Source organism: Laceyella sacchari (assembly GCF_004343255.1).
GTDB classification, from domain to species: Bacteria; Bacillota; Bacilli; order Thermoactinomycetales; family Thermoactinomycetaceae; genus Laceyella; species Laceyella sacchari.
Window position 1 is genome coordinate 244268 of the sequence record NZ_SMDD01000003.1, and the last position, 15431, is coordinate 259698.

Below are 15431 nucleotides of genomic sequence, written 5' to 3' on the forward strand. Positions count from 1 at the left end.
CCTTGATGCAACTGGTGGTTTGTTGGCAAAGCCCGACTCCCTGCCAGGCTTTCCATTTATATGATTGACCGGCCGACCGCCTGTCAGCGGAGCACGGCGCTTCTCATTTTACGCCGTCCGCATATTGGTTTCGTTCGACTTTGCGAATCGGCAGGGCTTTCTCCAAGATGCTTTTGGCGACAGGAGCGGCTACCGTACCGCCTGACGCCTCTCCACCTTCCACAAACGGCTCATCAATGGCCACATAAACAACCAAGTCCGGATGGTCATAAGGAGCAAAACCAATGAATGAGACCATATGCTTGCCTTTCAAATATCCATTGCCGGTAGGGTCTGGCTTTTGGGCTGTACCTGTTTTGCCGGCTACGCGATACCCTGCCAAATCCGCCTTGGTTCCCGTACCACTGCGCACCACTTCACGCAATAGCTCACGGGCCTTTTTGGCCGTCGACTCCTGAATAATACGCTTACTCTCGGGCTTGACCTCTTTCACTTTACGTTTAAGCTGAGGTTCCCACACCTCTTTCAAGACATGGGGTTTGATCCACTTTCCGCCGTTGGCCACAGCGGAAATAGCAGCAACCTGTTGAATCGGGGTGACAGATACACCTTGCCCGAAAGATGTGGCAGCCAATTCTGCCGGATAGAGGTCACGACCAAAAAACACGCCCCGTGCCTCTGCCGGAAGATCGATTCCGGTCTTTTTACCAAATCGCTCGGTAATCTTGCCGAAGCCAAACCGGTCAATGTAATCAGCCAGTTTCTTGGGCCCCAGCGCCTTGCCCAGCAGAACAAATGCCACATTGCTCGATTGCTTGACACCTTCCCGGAAGCTAATCTCCCCCCATCCGGTGCCATTCCAATCGCGAATGATTTGGCCAGCGATGTTGATCGCACCCGATTGGAAAGTCTTGTTTGCGTTGAAGATCCCCTCTTCAATCGCCGCGGCCAATGTCACGATTTTAAAGGTTGACCCCGGTTCAAATTGGCTCTCAATCGCTCGGTTGGTCCGATTTTCGTCATTCAATGTGGATGCGTACGAGTTTGAATCAAATGTCGGCCGGCTGGCCATGGCCAAAATCTCGCCAGTGTGAGGATCTGCTACAATCGCCGTTCCGCCTTTGGCTTGATAATTTTTGATCGCTTCTTCCAGCTCCAAATCGACCTGCGATTGAATTTGAGAATCAATGGTAAGTACGAGATCTTTCCCTTGTTGCGGCGGTTGGTTTTTATCCGGCGTGTCCGAAATCATCATGCCATTTTTCGCCTTGAGATATTTGACATAGCCCGCTTCGCCACGCAACAGCTTGTCATAAAACTGCTCGACGCCGCCGACGGCTTTGCCATCCACATTCACAAACCCCAAAAGATGCGCAGCTGTTGAACGGGTATACTGACGCATCGTTGTAGAGAAGGCGTAAATACCATGGATCTTCCCTTTTTCCCGCAACGCCACGACTTGACGGTACACGTTTTCGGGATATTTGTATTTGCCTTTGTCCCTAAGCTCAACTGAACCATCTTTCACGCTCAATTTGCGAATCAACACATCCCGATCGATACCCAGAATGGGCGACAGCACGTTTGCCGTCCCCTTCACATCTTTGACTTTGCTTGTATCAGCTACAAAATAGTAAGCGTCCACTTCCCATGCTAATGGTTGTCCCTTGGTTCGGTCATAGATACTGCCACGCTTCGGCTTGATCTTTTCTGATTTGATCCACTCTTCTTTTGCTTGAGCCAACAACTCATCATGGTTAAAAGTTTGCAACCAAAACAGGCGGAAAATCAACACAACCAAACAGAGCAACCATAGGAGTCCGATCAGAAGAGAACGCTCTTTGCTCTTCTTAATCAGCGAGCCCATGATTCAGCCTCTCCCATCTACGAATCCATTTCATTGGTGGTGCTGTTAGTCGATGAAAACTCTCTCATCATGGCCGAATCGACGGGAGGTATTTGGGGGTGGTCAATTCCAAGCCGTTGCTCTCCGCAAACTTTCGAATCCGCTCAACATCCGCCAGCTTTTTTTTCTCCGTCTCCAGTTTGAAATTGACCTTGTGTGCTTCTTCAATGGCTGCGTTCGTTTCTTGCAACGCCACATTCAATTCGTTGACTTTGGCATATTTGGACAAAACCACCAACGCTAACGCCACACAGACGATGACGCTAGACAAGTATAGCAATTTTTCGCCCACCGTGACGATCGTGCGGGGCGCTTTCTGTTTTTTGTCCCGCACTTTCGTATAAGGCTTCTCAAAGGGGCGGGCGACCGCAACGTTATATTGATCCCGTCTCATATATGAATCCTCCTCACGCTACCGACTTCTCCTTCATCCCTCTTTTTTTATATTTTCTCTGCGACCCTCAATTTGGCAGAACGTGCTCTTGGATTTCTCTCTATTTCTTTATCTGTTGGTAAAAGCGGTTTCCTCGTAATGATCTTTAGCCTTGGTGTCTGTCCGCAGGTACAAACCGGAAAGGTAGGTGGACAAACACATCCTTTGGCTTCTTCTAGAAAAAACTGCTTGCATATGCGATCTTCCAACGAATGGAATGTGATGACGCTGATTCGGCCTTGTGGGCGGAGAAGTCCGACCGAGTCGGCAAGCGCATCGCGAAACGCGTTCAATTCATCATTGACGGCGATACGGATCGCTTGAAATGAGCGTCGTGCAGGGTGTGGCCCCGTTCGGCGCGCTGGCGCAGGCACGGCTTGCTTGATGATGTCGACCAATTGCAGTGTGGTCGATATTGGCGCCTTGCTACGCTCTTTCACGATCATTTTAGCGATGCGGCGTGAAAACTTCTCTTCCCCGTATTCAAACAGGATGCGGACGAGCTCCTCTTCAGGCCACTCATTCACCACCTGAAAGGCGCTCAGCTCCTGCTCTTTGTCCATTCGCATGTCCAAGGGGGCTTCTTGGTGGTAGCTAAAACCTCTTTCTCCCTGATCCAATTGCGGAGAAGATACCCCCAAGTCAAACAGTATGCCATCAACCGATTCAAATCCCAACCCTTTAACGGCACGGGCGATGTGCCGAAAATTGGTTTTGACCAAATGGAGCCGACAAGAAACGCCGACCAAGCGCTCCTCGGCATGATCAAGCGCCATCTGGTCTTGATCCAATCCGATCAGTGTGCCTGACGGACCCAGCTGCTCAGCAATGAGGCGGCTGTGTCCCGCCCCGCCTAGCGTGCAGTCGACATACACCCCGTCCGGCTTCAGATTTAAACCAGCCACTGCTTCTTCTCGTAATACGGTTACATGTTCAAACACATTGTTCATCCTTTGACTACAGATCCAGATCTACTATGCTTTCTGCGATCTCATTAAATGATTCCTCGGAGCTCTCATAATACTCATCCCACCGCTCCTTGCACCAAATCTCTACGCGTGAGGAGACGCCTATGATGACGCATTCCTTTGTCAGCTGAGCAAATTCGCGGAGATGGTTGGGTATGTTAACGCGGCCTTGTTTGTCCAATTCCGCTTCACAAGCTCCTGAGAAAAAAAAACGCGTAAATTTACGTGCATCTGCTTTGGTAAATGGAAGGGTTTTTAACTTCTGTTCTAATTGTTTCCATTCGGATTGAGGGTATGCAAACAAACAGTGGTCTAATCCGCGGGTTATAACAAATGAATCGCCAAGTCCCTCTCTAAACTTGGCTGGCACAATGATCCGTCCTTTTTCATCGATATTGTGCCGAAACTCACCCATGAACATCCCACTGTCACTCCCCTCTCTCCCCCTTCCCTACCACTTCCCTCCACTTTCCACCACATTGGTAATTATACCACACGCCCATTAAAAAATCCTGCACTCATGTGCAGGATTTAACAGCCTAATTTACATCATTTTCCATTCATTCCAGTTCCCAGCTCGCCAGGTATTTTTCCTGCGCCGGGGTCAAACTGTCGATTTGGACACCGTTAGCCTCCAAGAAGTACCGGGAGACTTGCTCATCGATTTGGTACGGTACATCCAGCACGCGCGGCCCGATCTGTTCATGGTTCTCCGCCACGTACAACAGCGAGAGCGCTTGGAGTGCGAAGGTCATGTCCATGATTTCCGCTGGATGGCCATCACCTGCGGCCAAGTTGACCAAACGCCCTTCAGCGAGCAGGTACAGCTTCCGTCCGTCTTCAAGGGTGTACTCTTCAATGTCTTTGCGTACCGTTTGTTTGCTCACGCTCATTTGCTCCAGCGCTTCTACATCGATTTCCACATTAAAATGGCCGGCATTAGCCAAAATCGCGCCATGTTTCATCTCGCGGAGATGATCGGCGTTCACCACGTTTTTGTTGCCGGTGGTGGTCACGAAATAATCCCCTTGCTTCGCCGCTTCGCTCATCGGCATGACCAGGTAGCCGTCCATGTACGCCTCAGTCGCTTTAATTGGATCAACCTCGGTCACAATAACGCGAGCTCCAAGCCCTTTGGCCCGCATAGCCACGCCACGTCCACACCAGCCATAGCCGACCACGACGACGGTTTTGCCGGCGACCACCAAGTTGGTGGTGCGATTGATTCCGTCCCACACCGATTGGCCCGTTCCATACCGGTTGTCAAACAGGAATTTGGAGCAAGCGTCATTGACGGCGATCATCGGGAACCGCAACTCTTTTGCTTTTTCCAACGCACGCAGGCGCAAAATGCCCGTCGTGGTTTCTTCACAACCGCCCTTCACATTCTCCAGGAGGTCTGGGCGCTCACTGTGCAGGATTCCCACAAGGTCGCCGCCATCATCGATTATGTAATCCGGCTTTTCTTCCAAGGTTTTGATCAGGTGTTCTTTGTATTCTTCCGGCGTGGGATCGTATTTAGCATGAACGGTGATGCCCGCTACCGCCAGTGCTGCCGCAATATCATCTTGGGTAGAAAGCGGATTGCTCCCGGTAATTGTCACTTCTGCACCAGCGTCACGAATCAACTCCGCCAAGCAAGCGGTTTTCGCTTCCAAATGCAAAGAGATTGCTACTTTTTTACCAGCCAGGGGCTTCTCTACCGATAACCGTTCGCGTAAGCGGTTTAACACGGGCATATGTTCCTTGGCCCAATCCATTTTCAGGCGTCCCGCCGGAGCCAAGTTAACATCGCGGATGGTGCTTTTATCCAAACTATTCATGTCGCTCCTCCTCAAATGCATGCGTTTCTTTATTCACCAACAGATATATTATACATCAAGTAATCCCATTAACAAATTCGGATTATAAGAACATACAATAATGCACATGCCGCCGCCCTTGGCCGACCAGCGGGGTTTCCAACAGGCGGTGTAGCCAATCCAATCCCCAAGCGTTCCAAAGAGAAAGGAAGTTATACACCCGTTCTTGCAATTTGCCGTCAGGCGTGACTGCCAGCGACAGCTCCTCCCAATGGCGCAACTCAACCTGGTGTTTCTCCCGCACGGCTCTCTCAGTGAAATGCTGGTAATACTCTACTTGCGCTAAAATTTTGCTCAGGTTCTTTTGCCCGATTTCCCGCGTATTTCTGCCAATCCCTTGCTCCAGATCAGTTATCAGCGCCTCGTATTCCTGCTCGATGATCTGTTTGGCTGTGGCAAAGCGTTCCGAAAGCGCAAAGGGCACCCGCTCTGCTAACCACGCTTCCCGCTTATCATCGAGGCCAGCCAGCACATCTGTCGCAGAAAGCCCAAACTCATTCATGCGCTTTTGCACCCTGCGATCCAGGATCGTCACCTGTAGGCGGGGAAGCACGATCGGCATACGCAAACCCACTTGTGCAAAGGCTTGCTTGAGCAAACCCCAATAAGCCACTTCACCGGGCCCACCCACAAAATAAAGGGTTGGAAACAGATATTCCTGCATCAATGGCCGGGTGATAACATTATTGCTCAATCGCACCGGCGACTCATGCGCGATGTTGACCAGTTCTTCGTGCGTCAACCGCGTTTCGCCGTTTTTGGTTACCCAGCCTCCCACACCACGGTACAAGGCTTGCCGTTCACCTGCTTCCATCAAAAACAGATTTCCTTGCCCATCTTGCAAATGTACTGGTTCGGTAAGGCCCGACGCCACCAATCCGGCACTCGCTTGTTGCACTCGTTCTTGAATTGATGCGCTTTGATCAATCAAAACAGTGAAAAACGGCGCTTCCAAGCGGCGCAAACCAGGATCAGCCGAGTCGATCAGCAGGAGCCCTTCCCGACCGAACAGACGGTGCATGATCCGTGCGAAATGCCGTGTCCAGCCGACCGGGCCCTCCAGTAACTCTTGCATCTCCTCCAGCCATTCCCGTTTCGCCGCACCATCCCCCATGATCTGGGTCAATGTTTGCAGGTAGGCTGCCATCTCCTCTGGTTGCATCATTTGCATGGACACGGGTTGCTTGCCTGACAGCTGTCCCGTCCATTCCACTTTGGTCAAGCCGTCATGGCGGTCATGCACATGGATGTGATTCACTTCTTCGCTGTCGTGATCTTCACCTGCAATCCAAAACACCGGAATGACAGGGCGCCCTAATCGGGCTTCTTCCTGTTTCGCCAACTGGATCAGTGTGATTGCTTTGTACAAGGTATACAATGGGCCAGTCATCAGCCCCGCCTGTTGCCCTCCGATAACAACCAAGCTTTTGGAATCTGCCAAGCGGGTCAGATTGCGCTCAACAGCCGGATGCAACAGCTCTGGAGTGTGATACGCCCGTATGACCTCGGCCAGCTCCGCCCGATCAGCACCGCGCCACTCCTGCTCAATGTATTCCAATCGATTCGAAACGCTACATTCATCCCATGGATTATACTCATAAAAAGCCCGCACCCATTCGTCATCAGCCAGATAACGCTCCATAAACGGGTTGCCAACGGGTAGCCTGCTCGCTTTGATTTCCATATGTGACTCCTTCTTTATCGTATACTTTGCTTACCTTTCTATAGTATATCACGAAAAGTTCATAGAACGGGACGCTGAAATCGCACCAACATGCTGAGAAAAATGCCTGCGAGCGATGCAAAGGCCGAAAACCAATAAACACTTGACACTCCCGCGGCAACCACTTGCGATGGCAAGGCCATATCCGCTGTCCAAAATAACAGCCGGGTATTGGCCGCGGTGAAAATTCGGCTCACGGTGAGAAGGCCGATTGCTCCCCCCGCCACGCGAAACATCCCCAACGCCATCATCCCACTGCGCATGCGCCGATTGGGCACCCAAGCAAACAGCGGCTGATGAACGGGCGCGGCTAACACAAAACTCAGGCCGAAACTAAGCAAACCAAACGCGGTGAATGACCAGACAAACGGCGGGTTTAGCGCCAAAGCGAGAAAAGACAGCGCACTCAGTCCATACCCGAACACTGCCGTCCATCGAAAGCCCCATGCTCTCGCCACCGACTGCACCAATGACAGTGCAAACAAAGAGCAAAGTACCAAGTAACAGAACAATGCACCAGCAGTGATATGATCAAATCCGTAACTGTACGCAGCCCAAAAAGGTATTAGCACGAACCCCGTCCAAATGAATCCGGATAGTCCGGCTTGGCCATACAGAAGCCAAAACCGCCAATTGGCGAAAAGATGCGGTTCAAAAAACGGTTGGCTTTTTTGCCGTTCCACCATCAACAACGGAACAATCATTCCCACGCCCATGATCCACAAAGGCAATACATCCGGTTGCGCAATAGCAGGCCATCCCCCCAACAAATCCGTCTTCGTCAATCCAGCCATGACGAAAAACAAGATCAGCCCGAAAAAGAAAATGGACGCCCCTCCGGTGACGCGCATTCGTTGGGGGCGGTCAGAACAAACCCATCTGCGGGAGACGACAAACAAAGCCACGCCCCCCAACCCGTGGAACAAAAAAGCAAACCGCCAACCGAGCAACTTAATAAGTCCTGAAACCAACCACGGGATGGAGGCCACCGTGCTCCCCAACACCAACATGGCCATCGATTGCCATTGACGATTTTGTTGGGCCATGATGCGGCGAACCTGCACGGAAATATAGGGAATGGCGCCACCTATGCCCACTGCTTGAATGATTCTTCCACACATCAAGCACACCCAAGACTTGACCGTAAACACCATCCACGTTCCCACAAATAAAAGCCCCAGCGCGACATGTAATATTTTCATACGTCCTATGCTCATCGCCGCATTTTCCATCACCGGCAATGCCATGGAAAAAACAGCAAGGTGCAACGAGATGGTCCACACTCCCCAATGAATGGGCACATGATACTCACTCATCACAAAAGGCAAGGCCGGAGCCAGGATGATCGCATCAATGGCGATCGCAACCATCGCCACTACATACGTTTCCAACGTGAACCGTTTAAAACGTGTCAAGATAATACTCCCTCCAGCGTGTTCAACATCCAATCTGCGCTTCTTTATCCTGAACCCGTCGCACCAACTCTGCATTGACGGGGGTGGGGATGCCCCATTTGGCGCCCAGTTCCGCCACCGCTCCATTGATGTGGGCAATTTCTGTCTTCCGTCCTCGCTTCATATCCTGCAACATTGACGAGTGGTTGCGAGCGGTCAAACGAATGACCCGTTCCACCCTTTCCTTCACAGCGCCCGTATCAAGCCGGATGCCTTCCGCGCGAGCAACGCGAACCGTCTCTTCAATGATCGCCCGCTTCATTTGTTCGAACCGCGGATGTCCCACTTCGCCATTTGGCACATCCTCCAACGCCGTCAAGGGATTGATGACGCAATTTACGGCTAGTTTTTCCCAGATCCGAACCAAAATGTCTGGATCCCATGCCATCTTTTGTTCCAGTTGCCATAAGCGCTCCAATGCAGGATGCGGTTCCTTGCGCGAAAACGGATACGGGCCGACCCACGTTTCGCCGTTTCCAGTATGTGCCACCTGATTCTCCCCCAACCGCAAAGCGCCTTCCGTGGTCACAGCCAAGTAGGTGCAAGCCTGCGCAGACAGTTTCTTGACGATTTCCCCATGTCCCCATCCATTCTGCCAGAACAAAACTTGCGTTTCCTCATGAGCCAAGGACGCAATTAGCGGGGTGACCGCCGGCAGGTCCATTTGCTTCACCATGACGAACACACTGTCGGCTTTACCGGATGGAAGAGATGAGCTGGCGCACGCTTCTGTCGGCACGGTCCATTCATCGCCTGACAAGCTTTGTACGGTAATTCCCATCTTCTTGATCGTGGCGGCCTGACTCTGTGTCCTTACGATCATTGTTACTGGACAACCCGCCCGGACCAATCGGGCACCCCACAAAAGCCCCAACGCACCACCACCGATGATGGCCGTCTTCATCTCGCCCCCTCCTCTCATATGAAAAAGGAGCCAACAGCTGAAGGCTCCTTCTTTATCATACACATGTTATCACACCGGATAAACCGGATGTTTTCGCTCACCAAATTTCATTAGCTTGCTTTCGTAGGCGGAAAATCTCCGGATCAATTCCCCACGCAAATTATCTGGGGCAACAATTCCATCCACAATCAATTCACTCGCTAACCGGTAGATGTCGATGTCCTTACGGTACTCTTCCCGTTTGGCCATGACAAATTCAGTCCGTTCAGGCTCTTCCAGTTCGGCGATTTTATTGCTATAGACGGCGTTGACAGCCGCCTCGGGGCCCATGACAGCGATCTGCGCCGTGGGCAAGGCCAAACAGCAGTCCGGTTCAAACGCCGGGCCAGCCATGGCGTACAAGCCGGCACCATATGCTTTACGAACGATGACGGAGATTTTGGGTACGGTGGCCTCCGACATCGCCGAGATCATCTTAGCGCCATGGCGAATGATTCCGGCCCGCTCCACCTGTGTACCGATCATGAAACCTGGCACATCAGCCAAGAACAATAAAGGAATGTTATACGCATCGCATAAATTGATAAATCGCGTTGCCTTATCCGCAGAGTCGATAAATATCACTCCGCCTTTCACTTTGGACTGATTGGCGATAATCCCCACCGGCCGGCCGTCAATCCGGGCAAAGCCAGTGATCATCTCTTTGGCAAATAACGCCTTTACCTCATAAAAGGAATCTTCATCAATCAACCCCTGAATCAGCTCCTGCATGTCAAATGGCGCATTCTGATGGTCGGGGATTACTTTGGACGGCGGCCGGACTCCCTGTTCGGGCGACTTGCCTGCAACAGGTCGGTGCGGCGCTTGATAGTTGGCAGGCATATAGCTCAAGTAGCGACGGCAGGATGCGATGGCCTCTTCTTCACTGGCTGCCAACACATCGCCGCACCCGCTGACTGTACAGTGCATACGGGCACCGCCCATTTCTTCCAGCGTCACCTTTTCCCCGATCACCATCTCCGCCATCCGCGGCGATCCCAAGTACATGCTCGCGTTTTTGTCCACCATGATGACAATATCGCAAAAAGCGGGGATATACGCTCCTCCCGCTGCAGACGGGCCAAACAGGACGCACACTTGCGGAATCATCCCCGACAATTTCACTTGGTTGTAAAAGATGCGACCTGCACCCCGGCGTCCTGGGAACATCTCAATCTGGTCGGTGATCCGCGCCCCCGCGGAGTCTACCAGATAAATCAGCGGCACTTTTAACTTCTCTGCCGTCTCCTGAATGCGGATGATTTTCTCGACGGTTCGGGCGCCCCATGAACCCGCCTTCACCGTGCTGTCATTAGCCATGACGCAAACCATTTGTCCATTTACTTTGCCCATAGCCGTCACAACGCCATCTGCCGGCAGGTCACCCGCAGAAAAATTGGCGAACAGGCCGTCTTCCACTTGAAAATCATCATCAAATAATAACTCCAAGCGTTTACGCACAAACAGTTTCTGCTGTTGCTGCAATTTTTCGTGATATTTGGGCGCTCCTCCTGCTTTCACACGGGTTTCGCTCTCAGCCAGTTTCGCTATCAATTGGTCATTCATCGGTTCCACCCCTTATTCTCCGCGATATTGCGGTTTTCTCTTTTCTTGAAAAGCGGCCAGTCCTTCCAGGCGATCTTTGGTTGGGATCAAAACATCGTAGGCTTTGGTTTCCAACAAAAGCCCTTCACCCATGCCCGTCTCCAATCCGCGGTCGATCGCCCATTTGGCTTGAATCAATGCCAAAGGGGCATTTTGCTTCAAGGTTTCAGCCCACTCCCATGCGAGGCTCAACACCTCGCCCGGTGCTGAAATCGCATTGACCAGACCCATCTGCAATGCTTCGGCAGCACCGAACCGTTTGGCCATAAGGATCAGTTCCTTCGCTTTGGCCACTCCAACCAACCGTGGCAAGCGCTGTGTTCCGCCCGCCCCCGGAATGATGCCAAGCGATGTCTCTGTCAATCCCATCCGTGCCGCCTCATCCATCAGCCGCAAGTCACACGCCAAAGCCAGTTCCATTCCCCCGCCAAATGCAACCCCATTGATCGCCGCGATGGTAGGCTGAGGCAACTCCGCGATGCGGGTGAAAGTGTCGCGTATCAGCACAATAAACTGGCGCACATCCTCTTCTGTAAACGTCTGGCGCTCTTTCAAATCCGCGCCGGCGCAAAACGCCTTTTCCCCAGCACCAGTGAAAATGACCACGCGCGTATCGCGCTCCTCCCGCAGCACTTCCGTCAATTGGGATAATTCTTGCAACAATGGGCGATTTAATGCATTGTGGGATGCTGGTCGATTAAGTGTCACCAAGGCAATTCCGTCACGCCGTTCCAAACGGATCGCGTTCATGACTGATCTCCCCTTTTCTCTTGTCTTTTTTGCGCCAGATAGCTTTGCAACACCTTGGAAGGCAACGTCCGGCGACATTTGGTCTGCACATATTCACTCGCTTCGCAGACGCGCGACAGATCGATGCCGGTTTCGATCCCCTCTTGTTGCAACAAGTATAAGACATCCTCCGTGGCCAAATTTCCTGATGCGCCTGGCGCGTAGGGACATCCGCCCAATCCGCCCAAGGACGTGTCCAACGTGCGCACACCCATCTCCAGAGCCGTATAGGCATTAGCCAGCCCCGTGCCCCTGGTGTCATGGAAATGGCCCGCGATCTGCGTCAGGGGAATATGTTGCTGACACTCTTGCAACAAGCTTTTTACCGCTTTGGGCGTGGCAACGCCAATCGTGTCACCAAGTGAAATCTCATACACCCCCATTCGGAGCAATTGCTCACACACGCGCAAAACCTGTGCCGTAGACACCTTTCCTTCGTAAGGGCAACCAAATACCGTTGAAACATATCCTCGCACACGAATACCTTGCTCTTTGGCCATTTCCACGACCTCACGCAACACTGGATATGTGTCGCTGATGCTCTTGTTGATGTTCTTGCGGTTGTGCGTCTCACTAGCCGACATGAAGACAGCCCACTCGTGAATGGGTGTTTGCGCGGCCCGCTCGGCTCCTTTGCGATTCGGAACGAGCGCTCGATAGACAACATCGGCAAGAGAAGGCAATTGATTTGCCAATTGGGTGGCGTCAGCCAACTGCGGAATCCAACGCGGAGAGACGAAAGAGGTTACCTCCAGGTGGCGAACACCCGCAGCCAAAAGCCCTTTCGCCACTCTTACTTTGTCTTCAGTTGCCAATATAATCCGTTCATTCTGCAATCCGTCTCGTAAGCCCACTTCTACCAGTTTGATCTGCATGAGCTCCCCCCCTGGCTTACTCCAATTCGATCAACGCCGCTCCATCCTCGACAAAATCACCCACTTGCACCTTGATTTCTTTCACAGTACCTGCCACTTCGGCCTGAATAGGAATTTCCATCTTCATCGATTCCAGCAAGATCACATCCTGCCCCACTTCAATCCGCTCCCCCGGTTGCGCGTTAATCGCTAACACCACGCCTGCCATTGTCGATTTTACTTGTGCCATTCACATTCCCTCCTATTTGAGTTGAGATATGATTTGCGTGTCGTATTTGCCTGACGTAAACACCGGCTCTTGGGCCAATCGGCGTAACAAGGGCAGATTGGTTTTGATCCCCTCCACCTTAAAGGCCTCCAAAGCCTGATGGCTCTTGGTGAGAGCCTCTTTACGGTTGGAACCGCTTACAATCAATTTGGCCAAAAGCGGATCATAGTAAGGTGACACCATAATGCCCTCCTTCACTCCCGCATCGACGCGAATCCCTTCGCCCGTAGGCGGTTCAAACACCGTGATCATGCCTGGAGAAGGATAAAACGTCACTGGATCTTCCGCGTAAATCCGCCATTCGATCGCATGTCCCTGCACCGAAACCTCTTCTTGTTCTAGAGTAAGCGCTTCTCCGCAAGCAAGATCAAATTGCATCGCAACCAGGTCCAACCCCGTGATCATTTCTGTCACAGGATGCTCCACTTGCAACCGCGTATTCATCTCCAAAAAATAAAACTCCCCATCAGAACCAAGCAAGAACTCAACCGTTCCCACTCCTGTATACTTCACCGCTTGGGCAGCAGCGACGGCAGCTCGGTACATCCGCTTCCTTATGGTCGCATCCAGTGCCGGAGCCAAACTCTCTTCAATCACTTTCTGATTGCGCCGTTGCACAGAACAATCCCTTTCAAACAGATGAATCACTTGTCCATCCGCATCCGCGGCGATCTGTACTTCAATATGGCGGGCAGGTGAGACCCACTTTTCAATATAAACAGCCGCATCGCCAAAATAGGCGCGGGCTTTGGTTTGAATCGAGGCATACGACTGCCTCAGCGCTTCTTCGTTTGGACAGACTTGCATCCCGATTCCGCCCCCGCCAGCGCTCGCTTTGATCATGACGGGATAACCGATTTCCGCTGCGGCTTGGCATGCCTCCTCCAACGATGCAAGCGCCCCCGTCCCCGGAGCAATCGGCACACCCGCTTGACTCATAGTGGCACGAGCCGTCACCTTGTCTCCCATCAACTGGATCACTTCCGGTTCCGGTCCAATCCATCGGATCCCCGCTTCTTGAACCCGTTTGGCAAACTGGGCGTTTTCCGACAAAAAACCATATCCGGGATGCAGAGCATCTGCTTGCGTGCGCTTAGCCGCATCCAAAATCGCCTCTTGGTTGAGGTAACTTTTGGCCACAGGCGGCGGTCCAATGCAGATGGCTTCATCCGCCATCTCCACAAATGGCATCATCCGATCCGCTTCTGAATAAACAGCCACGCTTTTCCAGCCACGCTCTCGACACGTACGGATGATCCGACAAGCGATTTCTCCACGGTTGGCAATCAGCACTTTTCGCAAATTCAGCCTCACCTCACCTGATTGCATTCTTATTAAAAATATTTCTATCGCAAAAAATTCGACAATTATTTATTTTAATCCTTCTCAGAATAACATGATCGCTTTCAGGATACAATGAAAAACGAAGAACCCCTGGGAGGGAGCGCATAAAAACTTTTTCAGATGGAACACCTCAAGATTTAATCACAAAACATCAGTACAATTCACCCAGCCCATCGACGATCTACATACCCATCTGGCCACTCTCCACTCTACGGCATGAACAGCAGCATACCTTGGCTCTGCAAAATATGGAAACTAGAAATCTTGCCGCAATATTGAGAGCGAAGACTTGGTCGGGCATTGGTCGCCCACGCCCACCCATCAAGCCCAACACTCGCTGGCGATCTGGCCCGTTTTGGTTAAAAATGGGCTTTGGCCTCGTCATGCCTCCCCTTCCCGCGACCGCGCCAATCCCCCTTATGTCTGGCTTCCTCCAGGAGTGGAACGGAAACATTAACGATTAAAAAGACCCACACAAACGTTGTATGCGGGTCTTTTTTCGTTATTTGTCCAGACGCTCCAGGTTGCCGTTTTCCTCCATCCGGAATTTCGCTTTGCTGAGTGCCTCGTCTTCTTCCGTCAGCAAAGCCATTTTTCGTGCGCGCTCCATGATTTGCACCAAGGTCCGATAATCATCGTTCACCAGTCGGTAATCACTCTGCACGTGTTCCAGATGCGCTTTCATTTCGTTGTTTTCAGCCTCCAGCTTGCTAAGAAGCGCTTCTTTCTCCTTAATTTCTTTTTCCAGCAATTTTTGTTGGCGTTTTAGCTCGGCCACTTCATTCTTGTATTGCCGCAAGAAACGGATGATATTGTCAATCGTATACAAGGAATCGCCGGTTGCATCCTCGCCGGATTTGACCCGGTGAGACTGGTTGCGATTCCGTTCCTGCAATCGCTTCTGTCGTTGCGACTTGGCAATTTGAATCGCCGCCTCATATTTTTTTCGCACGGTGCTGTTCCAGCGAAAACCGCAAGCAGCCGGTGTCCGCCCCAGCTTTTCCGCCACTTCCTCAAATGCCGAGAGTTGCGTGCCGCCTTCGCGGATATGCCTGAGCGTCACTTCGGCCAAGATCATATCATCATCCGGTGTCCACGCATCCTGGCGCTTTACAGCCATACGAGTACCTCCCATCTTCCACAGCTCATGCGCGTCTAACAAACGTTTCCGTTTTATCTTTATGCAATTGATATAAAACATAGTATATGGCTCTACTAATTTTTATTGCCATGTGGAAGAGGAAGTATACACGATTTTCCG

14 protein-coding genes are annotated in these 15431 nt (G+C 51.7%); all 14 read right to left on the reverse strand.

The features are described from left to right. Positions 1–103: 103 nt before the first annotated feature. Positions 104–1867: a peptidoglycan D,D-transpeptidase FtsI family protein gene (locus EDC32_RS11475; protein WP_022736463.1), complete on the reverse strand. Its 1764-nt coding sequence runs from the start codon at positions 1865–1867 to the stop codon at positions 104–106. 67 nt (positions 1868–1934) lie between these two features. Further along, a complete protein-coding gene (ftsL, locus tag EDC32_RS11480) occupies positions 1935–2300 on the reverse strand; it encodes a cell division protein FtsL (RefSeq protein WP_022736464.1) in 366 nt (121 codons plus the stop codon). Positions 2301–2347: 47 nt separating this feature from the next. After that, complete coding sequence (gene rsmH / locus EDC32_RS11485) at positions 2348–3280, reverse strand: 16S rRNA (cytosine(1402)-N(4))-methyltransferase RsmH (protein WP_022736465.1); 933 nt, start codon at positions 3278–3280, stop codon at positions 2348–2350. A gap of 16 nt (positions 3281–3296) precedes the next feature. Further along, a complete protein-coding gene (mraZ, locus tag EDC32_RS11490; RefSeq protein ID WP_022736466.1) occupies positions 3297–3728 on the reverse strand; it encodes a division/cell wall cluster transcriptional repressor MraZ in 432 nt (143 codons plus the stop codon). Positions 3729–3867: 139 nt separating this feature from the next. Continuing rightward, positions 3868–5130, reverse strand: a complete 1263-nt coding sequence (locus EDC32_RS11495; protein ID WP_022736467.1) for an adenosylhomocysteinase — start codon at positions 5128–5130, stop codon at positions 3868–3870. 82 nt (positions 5131–5212) lie between these two features. After that, entirely contained in the window at positions 5213–6853 is a 1641-nt protein-coding gene (bshC, locus tag EDC32_RS11500; protein ID WP_022736468.1) for a bacillithiol biosynthesis cysteine-adding enzyme BshC, read from the reverse strand. A 59-nt stretch (positions 6854–6912) separates the two neighbouring features. Next, the gene (locus tag EDC32_RS11505) at positions 6913–8307 is read right to left on the reverse strand and encodes an MFS transporter (protein WP_158283347.1); all 1395 of its coding nucleotides are present in this window, start codon (positions 8305–8307) and stop codon (positions 6913–6915) included. A gap of 22 nt (positions 8308–8329) precedes the next feature. Continuing rightward, a complete protein-coding gene (locus tag EDC32_RS11510; protein WP_054095994.1) occupies positions 8330–9250 on the reverse strand; it encodes a ketopantoate reductase family protein in 921 nt (306 codons plus the stop codon). Between the two features lie 69 nt (positions 9251–9319). Beyond that, complete coding sequence (locus EDC32_RS11515) at positions 9320–10855, reverse strand: acyl-CoA carboxylase subunit beta (RefSeq protein WP_022736471.1); 1536 nt, start codon at positions 10853–10855, stop codon at positions 9320–9322. Positions 10856–10867: 12 nt separating this feature from the next. Beyond that, entirely contained in the window at positions 10868–11644 is a 777-nt protein-coding gene (locus tag EDC32_RS11520; RefSeq protein WP_132222351.1) for an enoyl-CoA hydratase-related protein, read from the reverse strand. Beyond that, positions 11641–12558: a hydroxymethylglutaryl-CoA lyase gene (locus EDC32_RS11525; RefSeq protein WP_132222353.1), complete on the reverse strand. Its 918-nt coding sequence runs from the start codon at positions 12556–12558 to the stop codon at positions 11641–11643. Before EDC32_RS11525 ends, EDC32_RS11520 begins: the two co-directional genes overlap by 4 nt. Before the next feature lie 16 nt (positions 12559–12574). Further along, entirely contained in the window at positions 12575–12787 is a 213-nt protein-coding gene (locus tag EDC32_RS16660) for a biotin/lipoyl-containing protein (RefSeq protein WP_132222355.1), read from the reverse strand. A 12-nt stretch (positions 12788–12799) separates the two neighbouring features. After that, complete coding sequence (locus tag EDC32_RS11535) at positions 12800–14128, reverse strand: acetyl-CoA carboxylase biotin carboxylase subunit (RefSeq protein WP_132222357.1); 1329 nt, start codon at positions 14126–14128, stop codon at positions 12800–12802. Between the two features lie 544 nt (positions 14129–14672). Continuing rightward, positions 14673–15290, reverse strand: coding sequence for an RsfA family transcriptional regulator (locus EDC32_RS11540; RefSeq protein WP_132222359.1), 618 nt, complete (start codon positions 15288–15290; stop codon positions 14673–14675). Positions 15291–15431 lie beyond the last annotated feature (141 nt).